General features: G+C 68.1%; 12 protein-coding genes and 1 tRNA gene. 9 read left to right on the top strand and 4 right to left on the bottom strand.

Translation table 11 applies throughout. The features are described from left to right. Positions 1-25: 25 nt before the first annotated feature. From BM362_RS37575 to BM362_RS37585, 3 genes are all read left to right on the top strand, one after another. Positions 26-1,948: an SDR family oxidoreductase gene (locus tag BM362_RS37575; protein ID WP_093576394.1), complete on the top strand. Its 1,923-nt coding sequence runs from the start codon at positions 26-28 to the stop codon at positions 1,946-1,948. A gap of 310 nt (positions 1,949-2,258) precedes the next feature. Further along, the gene (locus tag BM362_RS37580; protein WP_425285757.1) at positions 2,259-3,269 is read left to right on the top strand and encodes a methyltransferase; all 1,011 of its coding nucleotides are present in this window, start codon (positions 2,259-2,261) and stop codon (positions 3,267-3,269) included. 28 nt (positions 3,270-3,297) lie between these two features. Then, positions 3,298-4,155: an SDR family oxidoreductase gene (locus BM362_RS37585; protein ID WP_232791663.1), complete on the top strand. Its 858-nt coding sequence runs from the start codon at positions 3,298-3,300 to the stop codon at positions 4,153-4,155. A gap of 964 nt (positions 4,156-5,119) precedes the next feature. Here BM362_RS37585 and BM362_RS37590 read toward each other — a convergent pair. The 3 genes from BM362_RS37590 to BM362_RS37605 all read right to left on the bottom strand — a co-directional run bounded on the left by BM362_RS37590 (position 5,120) and on the right by BM362_RS37605 (position 8,824). Beyond that, positions 5,120-5,599, bottom strand: coding sequence for a PPOX class F420-dependent oxidoreductase (locus tag BM362_RS37590; protein ID WP_093576396.1), 480 nt, complete (start codon positions 5,597-5,599; stop codon positions 5,120-5,122). Positions 5,600-6,524: 925 nt separating this feature from the next. Further along, positions 6,525-7,637 (bottom strand): AI-2E family transporter, encoded by a 1,113-nt coding sequence (locus BM362_RS37595; protein ID WP_093576397.1) that lies wholly within the window; start codon positions 7,635-7,637, stop codon positions 6,525-6,527. Positions 7,638-8,750: 1,113 nt separating this feature from the next. Beyond that, positions 8,751-8,824, bottom strand: a tRNA-Leu gene (locus BM362_RS37605). 196 nt (positions 8,825-9,020) lie between these two features. On the opposite strand from BM362_RS37605, the gene BM362_RS37610 reads away from it, so the two are divergent. From BM362_RS37610 to BM362_RS37635, 6 genes are all read left to right on the top strand, one after another. Continuing rightward, positions 9,021-9,632: an ANTAR domain-containing response regulator gene (locus tag BM362_RS37610; protein ID WP_067582000.1), complete on the top strand. Its 612-nt coding sequence runs from the start codon at positions 9,021-9,023 to the stop codon at positions 9,630-9,632. Between the two features lie 630 nt (positions 9,633-10,262). Beyond that, the gene (locus tag BM362_RS37615) at positions 10,263-11,438 is read left to right on the top strand and encodes an ABC transporter substrate-binding protein (RefSeq protein WP_067582003.1); all 1,176 of its coding nucleotides are present in this window, start codon (positions 10,263-10,265) and stop codon (positions 11,436-11,438) included. 94 nt (positions 11,439-11,532) lie between these two features. Continuing rightward, a complete protein-coding gene (locus tag BM362_RS37620; RefSeq protein ID WP_093576449.1) occupies positions 11,533-12,546 on the top strand; it encodes a branched-chain amino acid ABC transporter permease in 1,014 nt (337 codons plus the stop codon). Next, entirely contained in the window at positions 12,543-13,688 is a 1,146-nt protein-coding gene (locus tag BM362_RS37625; RefSeq protein WP_067582006.1) for a branched-chain amino acid ABC transporter permease, read from the top strand. The genes BM362_RS37620 and BM362_RS37625 overlap by 4 nt, the downstream gene beginning before the upstream one ends. Beyond that, complete coding sequence (locus BM362_RS37630) at positions 13,685-14,614, top strand: ABC transporter ATP-binding protein (protein ID WP_067582011.1); 930 nt, start codon at positions 13,685-13,687, stop codon at positions 14,612-14,614. Before BM362_RS37625 ends, BM362_RS37630 begins: the two co-directional genes overlap by 4 nt. Further along, positions 14,601-15,314 (top strand): ABC transporter ATP-binding protein, encoded by a 714-nt coding sequence (locus BM362_RS37635; RefSeq protein WP_067582014.1) that lies wholly within the window; start codon positions 14,601-14,603, stop codon positions 15,312-15,314. Before BM362_RS37630 ends, BM362_RS37635 begins: the two co-directional genes overlap by 14 nt. 237 nt (positions 15,315-15,551) lie before the next feature. Here BM362_RS37635 and BM362_RS37640 read toward each other — a convergent pair whose 3' ends face one another. After that, on the bottom strand, positions 15,552-15,992 hold the full coding sequence (locus BM362_RS37640) for a PaaI family thioesterase (protein ID WP_067582016.1): 441 nt from the start codon (positions 15,990-15,992) through the stop codon (positions 15,552-15,554). Between the last annotated feature and the right edge of the window lie 60 nt (positions 15,993-16,052).

Here is a 16,052-nt window from a genome sequence, read left to right on the forward strand (position 1 = left end):
TAACGGATAGGCGAGGGAGAACCTGATGCACGCTCGCAGCCCCGACGACGGTTCCGCGGCGAAGACCGGAGACTGGCCGGCCGGCTCCGGACTGTTTTCCTCCCTGCGGTTCGCTGCCCCGCCGATCCCGGAGGGGCGCACACCGAAGCGGGTGCTCCTCACCTGCGCCACCAGCCTTCTGGGATCCTTTCTGCTGGACCGCTTGGTCAGGGCCGGGGTGGCCGAGGTGCGCTGCCTGATCCGTGCCCGCGACGCCGCGCACGGGTTGTCCAAGCTGGCTGAGCGGGTGCGCGGCCACGGGCTGGACTTCGGCGCGGTCGAGGGGAACGTCGTTCCCCTGGCCGGTGATCTGTCACAGCCCCGGCTCGGGTTGTCCCCGGACGCTTACGACGAACTGGCGCGCACCACGGAAATGATCGTCCACAATGGATCTTTCGACGCTGGTCCGGCCCTGGCATCGCCGCCGGCGGAGACGGTTGTCTCCGGCGTGCGCGCGTTGATCGCCCTGGCGGCGAGCGAGCGCCTCAAACCGCTGCACCACATCTCCACCCTTCTCACGATCGCGGGATCGGGGACGGCGCACCTCCGCTACATACTGGAAGACGACCGTCCAAGCCCGCTCGGCACCGACCGGCCGGGCACCGCCGACAGTCGACGGGCAGCCGAGGATCTGGTCCGGGAAGCCAGCTCGCGCGGCCTGCCGGCGGCGATCTACCGGCCGCATGCCATCGCGGCGGCTGCCGAAGGCGTGCTGCGGAGCGGCGACACCCCGATCGGTGCGTGGACCCGTGCGATCGTCGACACCGGGGCCGCACCGGAGGCCGATCTGCCGCTCGACTTCGCCCCGGCCGATTATGCCGCCGACGTGATTGTGCACGTTTTGCGCACCCAGCCTCCCGACGGCCGCGTCTACACCATCACCCACCCCGCTGCCGGCGAACTGAGCGCACTCGTCGACCGGCTGCGGAACCGGGGGTACTCCATTCGCGACATACCTTACGATCGCTGGGCACAGGACGTCTCGGCCCTCATCCAGTCGCCCGGCCATCCTGCGCGGCAGCTGGCCCCGCTGATCAGCGAGACAGGGACGGCGACCGGGCAGATGCGGCCACACTGGTTCTTCCCCGAGTTCAGCTGCACCAACACGATTCGCGCGACGGCCAACGCGGGCCTCGACCCGCCGCCCGCGGGAACCGCCTACCTGGACGGGTTGCTGGACCGCTTCGCCCGGTCCGGCCTGCTGCCCCCGCCGTCGGCCGTGCGACAGCGCCCGTCGGACGCCGCAACGGTGGTTGCTCCCGGGGAACGAAGCGCCCGGCTTCTCAGCGCGCTGACACCGAGGATATCGAGGTTCGTCCGGGAAACCTCTGCATACCGCCGATCCTGCACGCACGGCCTGGCGCTCGAAGACCTCCGCCGGTTCGTCGCAGGCGAACTCCCGGCGCAGTTGACGGAGATCGCGGCATTCGAACGCATGGCGGCCGAATTCGGCTCCTCTCCGGCCGGTGACCTCTTCCGGAAGATGACACAGGCAGCCCGCACTGTCCGCCCCGTCCTCCGGGAAGCCGCCGCCGAACTCGAAGTGGACCCGGCGCAACCAGTCCCTCAAGGCGCCGTCGACTTCGGTTGCTTCATGACAGAACTGTCCCACCGTGCGCGACCGGGCGCCGCGGCAGCCGTTCTGCGCACCAATTTGCTGCTGTGGTGTGCTGTCAGCGCCGAACTGCTCCTCACCCTGCGCGGTCTCGCCAGCACCCCGGCGGCGATCGTCCGGTATCTGGAACAGTTCGAGCACCCTCCAGTGGATATCCTGTCCACCTGCGCCGACGTTCTCGTCGCCGCCGTCGAACTTGGCGAAGACGGCGACGACATAGCCGCTGCCGTACGACGAGCGGAAGCCGCGCTACGAGGCTACTTCAAGACGGTTGTCGGGGACCCGGTGCACTGATGCGACCGCCCGCGTGACTGGGTTCCGTAGTAATGCTAGTGGCCAGCCTTCCGTATTCAGGGCCCTGGCGAATCCTCGGTGAATACGCAGCCTCGGACGGGGAGGGAGGTGACAGAGGATGCCGCGCACCGCCTGCTGGCCGTTCCGCAGGTGACCACTACGAGTCACTTTCGCCGGCGGCTCCCGGGCGGGTTTTCCGAGGGAGTCCGCCTCGGCCTGTCGTGGTCGCTGCGATCCACGGGAAACCGCCGAGAGCGAGAAAAGTCACCGTACTGTTTTATCGCATCCAAGAAGTGTGAAAGGAACGCCTGTGGCACACGAAGAATCCGCAGATTTCCTGCTCTCCTCCAGTCTGGACTACCTCTATTCCGCTGCGTTGCGCGTGGCCGCCCTGGTCAACGTCGCCGATCAGCTCGCCGACGGCCCGGCGGACCCCGGAGAATTGGCTGAGCGCACGAAAACGCATCCGAACGCACTCGCGCGGGTTTTGCGCCTGCTCGCCTCTCGCGGAGTTTTCCACGAGGACGGCGACGGCCGCTTCGCCATCACCGCGCGAGCCCAAGCCCTGCGCACCGACTCTCCGACGTCGGTCCGCGATGCGGTTCTGATGATCACGGAGCCCGCGATCTGGCGTCCTGCGGGCGAGCTCGTCGCCGGCGCTCGCACCGGGCTGGCCGCCATCGACGCCGTATACGGCAGCCCGTTCTGGGAGGTGCACGCCCGGGACGCCGCGACGGCCGGCGAGTTCGACGCCGGTATGGGTCAGTGGTCCCAGCTGGAGGCCAGGGGGTTCGCCCAGAGCTATCGTGTTCCTCCGGACGGTCTGGTGGTCGACGTCGGAGGCGGCCGCGGCAGGTTCCTGGTGGAGCTGCTGCGAATCCGGCCCGACCTGCGGGGCATCCTTCTCGACCAGCCGATCGTCGTCTCGAATCACGATCTTGGCCAGCTGGACGACCGAGACCGCTGGCAGGCCGTTTCCGGCGACTTCTTCGAAAGCGTTCCGCCGGACGGCGATGTCTACGTGCTCCAGTACATTCTCAACGACTGGCCCGACGACCAGTGCGTACGCATTCTGCAGAGCATCCGCCGATCCATGAAGCCCGAATCCCGGGTCGTCGCCCTCGAATGCGTAGTGCCGCCGGGCAACGCGCCGCATGCCGGAAAGGGCATTGATCTGGTCCTGTTGGCATCTTTTGCCGGCCGGGTCCGCACCGAGGCCGAATTTGCCGAGCTCTTCTCGGCCGCCGGGATGCGGCTGACCAGGGTGATGGAAAAGACGGGGCCGGGGTTCCTGTCCATCGTCGAAGGTGTTTCACAGTGAGACCGGAAAACAGCCTGTGGAGGACAGTGTGACAATTCCGACCGGCCCAGGCGTGGCCCTGGACGACGAGTATCCTCGCCCCGCCGGAGACGACTTCGAAATGCGAGGGCTGAGTGCGCTGGTGGTGTCCGGCAGCCGCGGGATCGGCCGGGCGATAGCCTTGGAACTGGCCAGGCGCGGCGTGGCGGTGACGATCACTGCCCGGCACCCGGAGTCGCTCAAGGAGGCGGCCGAGAGCATCGAGAGGGAGACCGGAAACCCGATCCAGCCGGTGGTCGCCAACAGCCGGAAGGCTGACGAGCGGCAGACGGCAGTGGACCTCGTGCTGAAGACCGGGCGGCTGGATCTGCTGGTCTACGCGACGGGCATCAACCCCGCCAGGAACACCCCGGCCGTGGACATGGCTCTGGACACTTTCCAACGGACGTTCGACACCAACGTCCTCGGCGCGCTGGGTTACGTGCAGCTCGCCTGGCATGCCTGGATGAAAGACCATGGCGGTTCGGTTCTGATGCTCAACACCGTGGCGGCGACCAGTCCTTTGCGGCTGGCGGCCTACAGTGCCACCAAAGCCGCGCTGCATCGGCTGACCGAGGACCTGGCCGACCAGCTCGCGCCGAGGGTGCGGGTGAACGCGATCGCGCCGGCCTTCGTGCGCACCACGTTCATGGACTCCGTCACCCGCCTGCCACCGGAGACGATCGCCGCAAGCTACCCGCTGGGCCGGATCGGACAACCCTCCGACATCGCCACGGCGGCGGCCTTCCTGCTCTCGCCGCTGGCGTCGTGGATCACCGGCGTGACCCTGCCGGTCGACGGCGGCAAGTCTGTCTCGGCCGTGACCCACGACCGCGAACACCCGCCCGTCGACTACCAAGTCCACTAGGCTCGACCTTGCCCGCGGCGTTGTCCGGTGGCGCCGGGCCGGGAAGCCTGCCGATCTTTCCTTCGCGACACAAGGAAGATCGGCTGAGCCCCGCAGGCGATCGTGTGCGGATGCACCGGCCCATCCGGTGTAGTGCGGAGTCCGTCCTGGCTCCGGCGGGAGTTCGCGTCCGCAGCGCGGCGGCTTCCGCGAGATTCGCGTGGACGCATCATCCGGAAAGCCGGTCTTCAGCAGCTGGAGATCTGCTCTGAGCTCCACGCGTTCGCTCATCGACGATCCGGTGCCGCGGCTTGTTCCGGCTGGCCGCGGCGCTGTTTCCAGCCTCGTCACGGGTGTCCCGTCCAGACGGAGGACTTGGCCCGTGAGCTGCTCGCCAGCGGCCGGCTTCGCCGCCGCGGGATCGCCCCAGCTTGTCTCCGCGGGCGGCTGCGTTGCGACGGGCAGTCTTACGCGAGATCGGCGCGTCTGCGAGTGATGAGCCGGATCTCGTGAGTTCGCGCAAGGACGAGCGGAAGCCGCGGTTCGAGCACGCCGCGGCCTGCTCGCCGTCGTCGAAGTCTGGCCTGGGGCGTGGGTCGATCGCCCGGACGGCTCGGCCCGGAGAACGCCCGCTCGGGCCGATGGTCAACGAAGAATCCGTCGTTGCTCGGGAACGAGAAGCCTCCTCGCTTCTCGCCAAAGCAGCTGGCTGACAGGGGAAGGCAGTACTGCGGCAGCCTGACCGGAGACCCAGCGCAGGAGGCAACCTCATCGGATTGGCCCGTTCCGATGCGTGTGGACTCGGTCAAAGGGCAGGGGCGCGACCCGCTTCGACCGCGATCCGTGCTCGATGGCAGTTCGCGTACGCGAGCGTCGATGTTCCCTACGGCACCTGATCGAGTGTTCGTTCGACGAGGAGCCGTGGCTGGAGCTGATCTCGTCGATGGCCGCGCCGGCCGTCCCTGGGGTGTTCGCCACGCGGTCCTCACGGGACAGCCGGCTTCTCCAGCGCGGGCGGCGGCGAGGCCAGAAGGGAGTCCACGACTCCGGCCTGGCCGATGACGGTCGCGTCGGTCACCCGGACGACGACCTCGCCGGGAACGCAGACGCGGTCGACCCACTCCTGTGCGCGTTCCTCTCCGAGGTACCGGGCCGCGATCCGGTGCATCCAGCGGCGGACGTTCCCGGCGTGGTCGTCGATCTCCGCGTCGCCGGTTATCAGCACGAAGGCGAACGGGGGCCGGTCGTCGTCGAAGCAGATCGCGATCCTGCCCTCGCGTAGCATGGCCCGGCCCTTGACCGAGTCCGCGCGAGCGGTGAACACGACGGTGCCGCCGTCGAGGTCGACCCAGACCGGTGTCACGTGCGGACTGCCGTCCTTCCGCGTCACCGCGAGCTTGCCGGTGCGCGGTGCCGCGAGCACGAAACTCTGCCACCACTGATTGTCTATGACCTTGCCGGGCACGGCTGCCTCCGTTCATGTGTCAGACCAGAACCTGCTGTACTCCCGGGAAATCCCGCCTTCCCACTGTTGCCGCACCGCGTGCCGTGCGGCAACAGTGGGGATGATGGACGGGTTAAACGACGCGAAGCGTTGACTGCGGAAGCAAAGCGCCGAAACCTTGCCGGGGGACGCAGAAACAACATTCGCGATTCGGCAGCCGCTTTCGCGCCACCGCCGCGATCAGGACACTGCACTCCACAAGCTCGGTCATGGGCTGCGCCGACTCGCGCCCGCCATCCAGCGGCAGTGCGCGCAGATCCGGTTCGTCCGTCCTCCGCCGGATAGTTCCGCGGCGAATCCTTCGACCTGGCAAGGCATTGCTAAACCGAGTGCGCGGCAGCTTCGACGGCTCTCGTGCTGAGTGCGGTCGGCACGTGAGGCCCGCGCCGGTGCTGAGCACGCTGTGGCGGCTGGCGCGTCGTTGCGCGGGATCACCGCCGTGATCGGCGGCCGTCCCGCAGGCCGGTGGTCGGCGAGCTGGGGGACTATCTGGGCGAGAAGTCCGGGTGATCGTCCACTGTGGAGGAAAATTGAACGCCCGGGATCCACCCGCCCTCGCCCGCCTCACGGTACCTCGGCGGGACCGGCTCGGCGGAATTGTCCACTACCACCACCATGCGTCTTGACCTGCACGGACGTAGTTTGCGGCTCGCGCGCGGACTGCCTCGCCACGATTACCGGGCCGCACGCCAAACCCGGGCACCGATCACGGCAGGAAGGCCCCGGCACTCCGCAATGACTTCGCTCGCGCGCCAGCACAGTCTGGGCGGCACTCATGACGTTGGCGTGGTTCGGCCGCCGCGCCTCGAAGCCCCTCGCTTCGAAATCCCCCGGGCCCGGCAGCGTGGCGTGGACGTTCGGGCGTGGTCGCCGGGTCCGCGGGCGTTCACGCCGGCTCGCTCCCGGCGTGCGGCGGGGGTGCGTTGAGGCTGCGCAGGCCGGAGCTGAGGACGGCGAGCAGCGGCACGGCCAGCAGGGCTCCGACGATCCCGGCGGTGACCAGTCCGGCGGCCAGCGCGAGCACGACCGCCAGCGGGTGCAGCCGGATGGCCCGGCCGAGCAGGAATGGCTGCAGGACGTGGCTTTCCAGCTGCATCACCCCGATCACGATGGCGAGCACGACGATTCCCGGCAGCACGCCGCCGGTCAGCAGTGCCACCAGCACCGCGACCACGCCGGCGACGACCGAGCCGACCACGGGGATGAACGCGCCCAGGAACACCAGGGCGGCCAGCGGGGCGGCCAACGGCACCCCGACGATGAGCAGACCCGCCCCGATCGCCACCGCGTCGACGACCGCGACCGCCGCGGTGCCGCGGATGTAGCGGGCCAGCGTGGTGAACCCGGCCTGCCCCGCGAGGTCCACCCGGGGCCGGAACCGGGCGGGCGCGACGCGCAGGACGAACGTCCAGATCCGCCTGCCCTGGGCGAGGAAGAAGATCAGGCAGAACACCATCAGCAGGAACTCGGTGGCCAGTTCGCCGACCGTGACCGCGGTCGTCACGGCGCTGGAGGCGATCGAACTCCGGTTGTTGTCGAGGGTGGTGGCCACCTGGTCGAGCATCTGGTCGAGCTGCCCCTGGCTCAGGTGGACCGGGCCGGTCCGCAGCCATTCGCGAAGGTCGGCCACGCTGTGCGAGATCTGCTCGATCAGCGCGGGCATTCCCGCGGTCACGGTGAGGACCACGAAGGTGACCACTCCGCCGACCACGGCGATTCCGCCGACGATCACCATCGCGGTGGCCAGCGCGCGGGGGACTTTCTTGCGTGCCAGCCAGGAAACCGACGGTGCCAGCAGTCCGGTCAGCAGCAGCGCCACCGCCACCGGCACCAGCACTGTCGCCAGCTGGACGACGACGAACCCGATCAACGCCATCCCGCCGGCGACCACCAGCAACCGTCCGGAGACCGCGGCTGCGACACGTAACCCGTAGGGCACCGCCGCGAGAACGTCCTCCGTGGTCGGGCCGTGCCGGGCCGGCGGTCTGTCGCTGTTCATGAGCACCTGGCTTCCTCGCCCGGGATCCGGGCCTAGTGGGCGCACGAGACTAGCCCGCACTGTCTCACGCGCAGGCTTCCGTCCTCGGGCAGGGCGTCATCGTCAGAGCAGGCAGCCGCGTGCGACGCATTGCGTGTCCGGCCGGGGACGACGGCGAACAGCCCGGCGGAATCACTCCGGAGTACGCCCTGTCCGCCGGCTTGCGGGGTGGCTTGGGCTCCGGCCGCAGAGCCGACCGGGTGCTCGAAGGACTCTCGGTGGAACGAGGCCTCAAAGCGCACGACGTTTCTTTGTTCGCGGCAAAAACGAGAGCATCTCGGTCTCGGGCAGTCGCGCACAGCGGATCCTGGGGCGGACTGTGCACGCACGTTCGCGAGGGCTGGAATATCGGCAATCCCTGCTACGGACCCCGCGCATGAACCGCTGATCCCGGAATGGATGCACGACGAACTCGTCCAACGGCGTGCCGCCGAACGCACCTCCCGGAGCGCCGGCAAAACCCAGCGGACACCCGAAGACGGACGTGCATGTTCCGGGGCAGGGTGCTGTGTCCATGCGGCCGGCCGAGCACCGCCAACCGCGGCCGACCGGACAAGTACGGGGGCCATCGGAAGACGCTGTACTTGCGAGAGGACGCGATCCCTGCCTCGGTCGGAGGGCTTCTCTCCGATCGGCTGTTCGGGCCAGACCGGTGCGGAAGATCAGCAGGCGAAGCACAGAGAGGCCGAACTCAAGCGGCTCCGTCAAGCACTTGATCACCTGGCGAAAAAGCAGGCTTCTCGGCTGGAGCAAGCAGCGGACGACCCGTTCACGAAGGCGCTCCGCGAGAAGTACGACAAGCTCGAACACGAGCGCGCGCAGATGGTTGCCGAGTTCGACGCGCTGCGCGAGGCGGAAGCGGCCGCGCCTAAGCGCCCGAAGGCGGAGGACGTCGGCCTTCTCGGCGCAGCGCCCCGGCTGGTCTCGACCTCGCGAAGGCCCCCCGCGGATCTGCTCATGGCCCTTTTGAGGCAGGAAGCGCTGCCCGCGATCGCGAGTGCGGCGAAGAGGACCACTGAAGTGACGAATCGAACCGGGACCGGCTTGACCGCGTCCGGCGGGGATTTCCGACGGTGCCCCCGGTGAGATTCGAACTCACACTGGACGGGTTTTGAATCCGTTGCCTCTGCCAGTTGGGCTACGGGGGCGCAGTGCCGGAAACTTTACGGGACCCGCCCCTCCAGCCCCAGACCGGGTCCGGTGATCGACTGGGGGCCGGGGCTGGGTGTCGCCCGCCACTTCGTGGTGAACGCCATCGTGGGATCTGGATCGGTCCCGGTACGCTGGGCTCTCGCGGGTGACCGCGTGTCGAAGACGTCCCGCCGAGCCTTCAGGAGGACACCGGTGACCGAACAGGCTGCCGAGTCGAACGGCGCCGCCGGCGTGCCGCAGCGACGGGTGCTCGTCGCGGAAGACGAGGCGCTCATCCGGCTCGACCTGGTGGAAATGCTGCGCGAAGAGGGCTACGAGGTGGTCGGCGAGGCCGGCGACGGCGAGGAGGCCATCGCGCTGGCCACCGACCTCAAGCCGGACCTCGTGATCCTCGACGTCAAGATGCCGAAGCTCGACGGCATCGAGGCGGCCGCGCGGATCACCGGCGACCGGATCGCGCCGGTCGTCATTCTCACCGCGTTCAGCCAGCGCGACCTCGTCGAACGGGCCCGCGACGCGGGCACCATGGCCTACCTGGTGAAACCGTTCGCCAAACGCGACCTCGTGCCCGCCATCGAGCTGGCCGTCAGCCGGTTCTCCGAGCTGCAGGCCCTTGAGGCCGAGGTCGCCGGGCTCACCGACCGGCTTGAGACCCGCAAGGTCATCGACCGGGCGAAGGGCCTGCTGATGAGCCGCCAGGGGCTCACCGAACCGGACGCGTTCCGCTGGATCCAGCGCACCGCGATGGACCGGCGCACCACGATGAAGGCCGTCGCCGAGGCGGTCGTGGAAAGCATCGGCTGAGCAACCGGCAAGCATCCCAGAAGCGGGCGTGGCCAGGGGGTCGCGCCCGCTTTTTCGTTGCCCGGCACACCGGAAACGCCGGAAACCGTGCCGGAGCGTGACCGTCCGGCCCCGGAGTGCGCTCCCGTCCAGCGGGACTCCCTCCGGTGCGCCGCGTCCGGCCCGGCTCGCCGGGTCGCGCCGAAACCTGGTCGACGACCAGGGAAAACCCTGGTCCGGCATCGATGCCGGACCCACCCGTGCGGGTTGATCTCCCCTGCGCGAAAGGGCAAGGTTGCTACCTTGGAGGCCGGGGGATCGTGGTGTCGGTCACGATGACGGAGGGGATGTTCCTAGACTGCCCCCATCGATCGGACGTCAGGTCAAGGTCCTTTCGAGGGGTGCTCGGACACGAAGAGTCATTCACTCGGTCGTTGCAATCAGACGATCGAGTGTAAATCGTCCGTTAATTCTCGTGACGACCGTCACGATGTGGATACAAGACTCGCTGTGACTCTGTGCAACACCTCACCCGGCGGCTACGTTCAGCGCCCAGTCGAAGTCCCACGCAGGGACCCGCCGTTCCCCCGGGAGCGTGGCGGGTGGCATTTGGAGGAACGAGTGCAGAGAGCACGACTCACTAAGGTCATCGTGCTGGCCGCGGCGGGAGTCATCTCCCTTGGCGCCTGCTCGGCGCGGACCGGCGGTGACTCGGGTGGCGACAGCGGCGCGCCGCAGGCCGCGGCCCCGTCGGCGGCGGCGAACGCGGCGGACCCGGCGGGAGACGGCAAGGCGCAGTGCGCGCCGACCTCGATCGCCTACGCCGGCACGATCAACGGCGCGAACGCGGCCCTGGGCCAGAACATCCTCAAGGGCGCGAAGCTGGCGGTCGACCAGCACAACAAGGCCAACCCGGGCTGCCAGGTCAAGCTCGCGGAGTTCGACACCGAGGGCACCCCGGACAAGGCGCCGGGCATCGTGACCCAGATCGTCAACACCCCGGGCATCATCGGCGTCATCGGCCTCCCGTTCTCGGGCGAGTCGAAGGCCGCGGGCAACATCTTCAACTCCGCGGGCCTGGTCGCCGTGACCCCGTCCGCGACGAACCCGTCGCTCGCCCAGAACGGCTGGAAGACCTTCTTCCGCGCACTGGGCAACGACAACGCGCAGGGCCCGGCCGCCGCGAAGTTCATCACCGGCGAGCTCAAGGCGAACAAGGTCTGCGTGATCGAGGACGACTCCGAGTACGGCACCGGCCTCGCCGCCTCGACCGTCAAGGCGCTCGGCGGCAAGGCGAGCTGCCAGGACAAGGTCAAGACGAAGCAGACCGACTTCTCCGCCGTGGTCAACAAGATCAAGAACGAGAAACCGGACGCGATCTTCTACTCGGGCTACTACCAGGAAGCCGCTCCGTTCGCGCAGCAGCTGAACGACGCGGGCGTCAAGGCCAAGTTCGTCGGCCCGGACGGCGTGAAGGACGACCTGTTCGTCAAGGGCGCCGGCGACGCCGCGGCCAACGCGTACTTCACCTGCCCCTGCGTGCCCGCCGACCAGTTCACCAAGTTCACCGACGCCTACAAGGCGGCGACCGGCGTCGACCCGGGCACCTACTCGCCCGAGGCCTACGACGTCGCGACGATCCTGCTGAAGGGCATCGACGCCGGCAAGAAGGACCGCGCCGGACTGCTGGACTTCGTGAAGACCTACGACGGCCAGGGCATCACGAAGCACTTCAAGTGGGACGACCACGGCGAGCTCGCCGCGACCACCGTGTGGACCTACAAGGTGGAGAACGGAAAGATCGTCCGCAACACCGAGATCAAGTAGCTCACCGCTTTCGGTTCCAGTACCGGGGTGCGGGCCAGGCGGCGAGATCCCGCCGCGCCCGCACCCCGGACCCACATGGAGAACTAGTGTGTCGATGACCCCTGACCTCAGTTCGCTCGTCCTCGCGCAGGGCGGCGGCAGCTGGATCACCTTCGATGTGAATTCGTTCCTGAACCAGTTCTGGGACAACACGATCGACGGCCTGTCCTACGGCAGCATCTACGCGCTCGTGGCGTTGGGCTACACCCTCGTCTACGGCGTGCTCAAACTCATCAACTTCGCCCACTCCGAGGTGTTCATCTACGGCGCCTACGCGACGTGGTTCACCTTCTACGGCTTGGGTTTCCGTCCCGGTGCGACCCCGGACCTGCCGATCTTCGAGCTGATCGGCTTCCTGCTGCTCGCGCTCATCGCGTCGATGGCGGTGTCCGGCGGCACCGCGGTCGTCCTGGAACGCGTGGCCTACCGGCCGCTGCGCAAACGCAAGGCGCCCCGGCTGGTCTTCCTGATCACCGCGATCGGCGCCTCGTTCGTGCTGCAGCAGATCCTGTTCATCTGGCGCGGCGGCAACCCGGAGAACAGCATCCGGCTGCTGCGCAACGACGAGGTCTTCACGATCTTCGGCGGCAGCGTCACGATCGTCACCATCATCACCGTGGTGGCGTCGATCCTGCTGATGGTCGGCACGGACATGTTCGTCAACCGCACCAAGTTCGGCCGCGGCATCCGCGCGGTCGCGCAGGACCCGGACACCGCGACGCTGATGGGCGTCAACAAGGAACGCGTCATCACGCTGACGTTCCTCATCGGCGGTCTGCTGGCCGGTGCGGCGGCGCTGTTCTACATGATGAAGATCCCGCAGGGCGCCTCCTACCAGGGCGGTTTCATCCTCGGCATCAAAGCGTTCACCGCCGCGGTGCTTGGCGGCATCGGCAACCTGCGCGGCGCGCTGCTGGGCGGCCTGCTCCTCGGGGTCGTGGAGAACTACGGGCAGTCCTTGTTCGGCGGCGCGTGGCGCGACGTCGTCGCGTTCGCCCTGCTGGTGCTGATCCTGATGTTCCGCCCGACCGGCATTCTCGGCGAATCGCTCGGAAAGGCCCGGGTATGACGACGACTACGACGCCGCCCGCCGCACCGGCGAAGACGCGCCGCCGTCCGGTTTCGGACTGGTGGAACAGGCTGTCCCGGGTTCAGCAGTGGGGGGTGCTCATCCCGCTGGTGGCGCTGGTCTACCTGCTGCCGGTGCTGAATCCGCCGCTGATCACCACCCAGCCCGGGTACGACTTCCCGATCGCGATGTTCGAGGTGGCCCGCTACGCGCTGGTCGCCATCGGGCTCAACATCGTGGTCGGCCAAGCGGGTCTGCTCGACCTCGGCTACGTCGGGTTCTTCGCCATCGGCGCCTACGTGATGGCGCTGTTCACGAGCCCGGACTCGTCGCTGGCGAAGCTGCCGTTCCTCGTCGTGCTGCCGATCGCGATGGTGGTCACGATGATCTTCGGGGTGATCCTGGGGACGCCGACGCTGCGGTTGCGCGGCGACTACCTGGCGATCGTCACGCTGGGCTTCGGCGAGATCGTGCGCCTGCTGGCCGACAACATCGACCCGCTGCGCGGCAACCGCGGCTTCCAGGGCGTCGGGCATCCGCCGGGCTCGAAGGCCGACGGCAGCCCGCTGTTCAACAACACCGACGGCATCCCGTGGTACTGGCTCTGCGTCACGATCATCATCGTGATCCTCTTCGTCGTCGGGAACCTGGAGCGCAGCCGCGTCGGCCGCGCGTGGGTCGCGATCCGCGACGACGAGGACGCGGCCGAGATCATGGGCGTGCCGACGTTCAAGTTCAAGATCTGGGCGTTCGTCGGCGGTGCCGCGGTCGGCGGTCTCTCCGGCGCGCTGTACGCGGGACAATTGGGCTTCGTGAACAACCAGAAGTTCGACGTGGTGACGTCGATGCTGTTCCTGGCCGCGGTCATTCTCGGCGGCGCGGGCAACAAGGTCGGCGTGCTGCTGGGCGCGATCGTGGTGGCGTACGTGCCGCTGCGGTTCCAGCAGATCGCGGAGTACAAGTACCTGATCTTCGGGCTGGCGCTGATCATCCTGATGATCTTTCGCCCGCAGGGCCTGCTCGGCGCGCGGCAGCGGCTGCTCGCCTACGGCAGGCAGGCCTACCAGCGGCTGCTCGGCAAGGGCGAGCAGGTCAGCAGCGACGGTTCGCTGGCCACCGACAATCCGGGGGAGAAGGCATGACGGTCCCTGGCAACGGAAACGGGCCGGAGGTCCCGGCCGAAGGCGGCCTCGTGGCCGAGGTCGCGAACATGACCGCCGAGGAACTCGCCGAGCACGAGGCCGAGGTCGCCGAGGTCGTCGCGCCGGACCGGGAGATCCGGGCCGATTACGGGCAGACGCTGCTCAAGGTCGACGACGTCACCGTCCGCTTCGGCGGGCTGGTGGCGCTGGACTCGGTGTCCTTCGAGATCCGGCGCGGCGAGATTCTCGGCCTGATCGGGCCGAACGGCGCGGGCAAGACGACCTGCTTCAACGCGATGACCGGCGTCTACCGGCCGTCGTCGGGACAGGTGCTGCTCGAAGACAAGCCGCTCGGCAAGACGTCGCGGCACGGGATCACCCAGCTCGGCATTGCCAGGACGTTCCAGAACATCCGGCTGTTCTCCGAGATGACCGCGCTGGAGAACGTGGTCGTCGGCACCGACGCACGGCACAGGACGAGCCTGCTCGGCGCCCTCCTGCGAGTCCCGCGGCACCACCGCGAGGAGAAGCAGGCGATCGAGAAAGCCATGGCGCTGCTGGAATTCGTCGGCATCGCCGACCGGGCCGCGGACCGGGCGAAGAACCTGCCGTACGGCTATCAGCGGCGGCTGGAGATCGCGCGGGCGCTGGCCACCGAGCCGAAGCTGCTGTGCCTCGACGAGCCTGCCGCCGGGTTCAACCCGGCGGAGAAGGAAGAGCTCATGGGGCTGATCCGGACGATCCGCGACGACGGCTACACCGTCCTGCTGATCGAACACGACATGAAGCTCGTCATGGGCGTCACCGACCGGATCGTGGTGCTGGAGTTCGGCAAGAAGATCGCCGACGGGCTGCCCTCCGAGATCCGGGAGAACCCCGCCGTGATCGCCGCTTACCTGGGAGTTCCCGACGATGACGTTGCTTGAGCTTTCCGACGTTTCCGTCCACTACGGACGGATCCAGGCCGTGTCCGGGCTGTCGATCACGGTCAACGAGGGCGAGATCGTCACCCTCATCGGGGCGAACGGGGCCGGCAAATCGACCACGATGCGCGCGATTTCCGGCATCCGGCCGATTTCCGGCGGCTCCATTCGCTTCGACGGCGAGGACATTTCGCGGCTGCGCGGGGATGTGCGCGTGGTCCGCGGGATTTCGCAGGCGCCGGAGGGACGGGGGATTTTTCCCGGGATGACGGTGCTGGAGAATCTGGACATGGGCGCTTACGCGCGCAAGGACCGGAAGAATCTGCAGCCTGACTTCGACCGGGTGTTCGAGTTGTTTCCGCGGCTGGCTGAGCGGAAGACCCAGGTCGGCGGGACGATGTCCGGGGGTGAGCAGCAGATGCTCGCCATCGGGCGGGCGTTGATGGCCAAGCCTCGGCTGTTGCTGCTGGACGAGCCTTCGATGGGGTTGGCTCCGCAGTTCATTCAGCAGATTTTCCGGATTATCACGGAGATCAACCGGCAGGGGACTACGGTGCTGCTGGTCGAGCAGAACGCGCAGCAGGCGTTGTCCCGGGCGCATCGGGCTTATGTGCTGGAGACCGGGCAGATCACCAAGACTGGTACCGGGCAGGAATTGCTGGCTGATACCAGTATCAAGGAGGCTTATCTCGGGGTGGGGTGACTGCTCGTCGCCTGGCGGCGACATTGCGCCCCAGTGGTTGCGCGGGGCACCCCGAAGCTGATTGTGACGACGGCGCGGGGGTGCTTGTCGAGGCGGGAAAGATGCCTTGACAAGCACCCCCGCGCCGCGTTCGTGGCTTCGTATCGGGGTGCGGGGGAGTGTGGCTGCCTGGTGAGCGGGGTGCGTTGCTGTGGCCGCGGGCCGTGAGGGGAACCTTCACGGATCTTTCACCGGGAATCAGGCGCCTGGCGGACGGTCCCGGACGACGCAGGTGAGGCGCGCGGTGCAAGTACGGCGACCCTCGTCGTCCGTCAGCACAATCTCCGACGTGATCGTCCCCCGGCCGACATGCAGGGGGGTCGCCACTCCGGTCACGGTGCCGGAGCGGACCGCGCGGTGGTGGGTGCAGGACAGCTCCAGGCCCATCGCGGCGCGTTCGGGGCCCGCGTTCAACGCGGCCAGCACCGAGCCCAGTGCTTCGGCGACGGTGGCGTTCGCGCCGCCGTGCAGGAGTCCGTAGGGCTGGAGGTTGCCTTCGACGGGGATCGTTCCGACGACCCGATCGGGAGTCAGCTCCACGAGCTTCAGCCCGATCTTGTCGTTCAGCTGCTGGCCCGCGGCCGCGGGATCCATGCCCGCGAACTGGCCCGGCGTGATTTCCGCCGTCTGCTCGGTCACTCTCTGCTCCTCAACCTATGCGACACGCAAGAGTGTCAGACCCTCACCCTAGACTCGCCC

This window comes from Amycolatopsis rubida (genome assembly GCF_900115345.1).
GTDB lineage: Bacteria > Actinomycetota > Actinomycetes > Mycobacteriales > Pseudonocardiaceae > Amycolatopsis > Amycolatopsis rubida.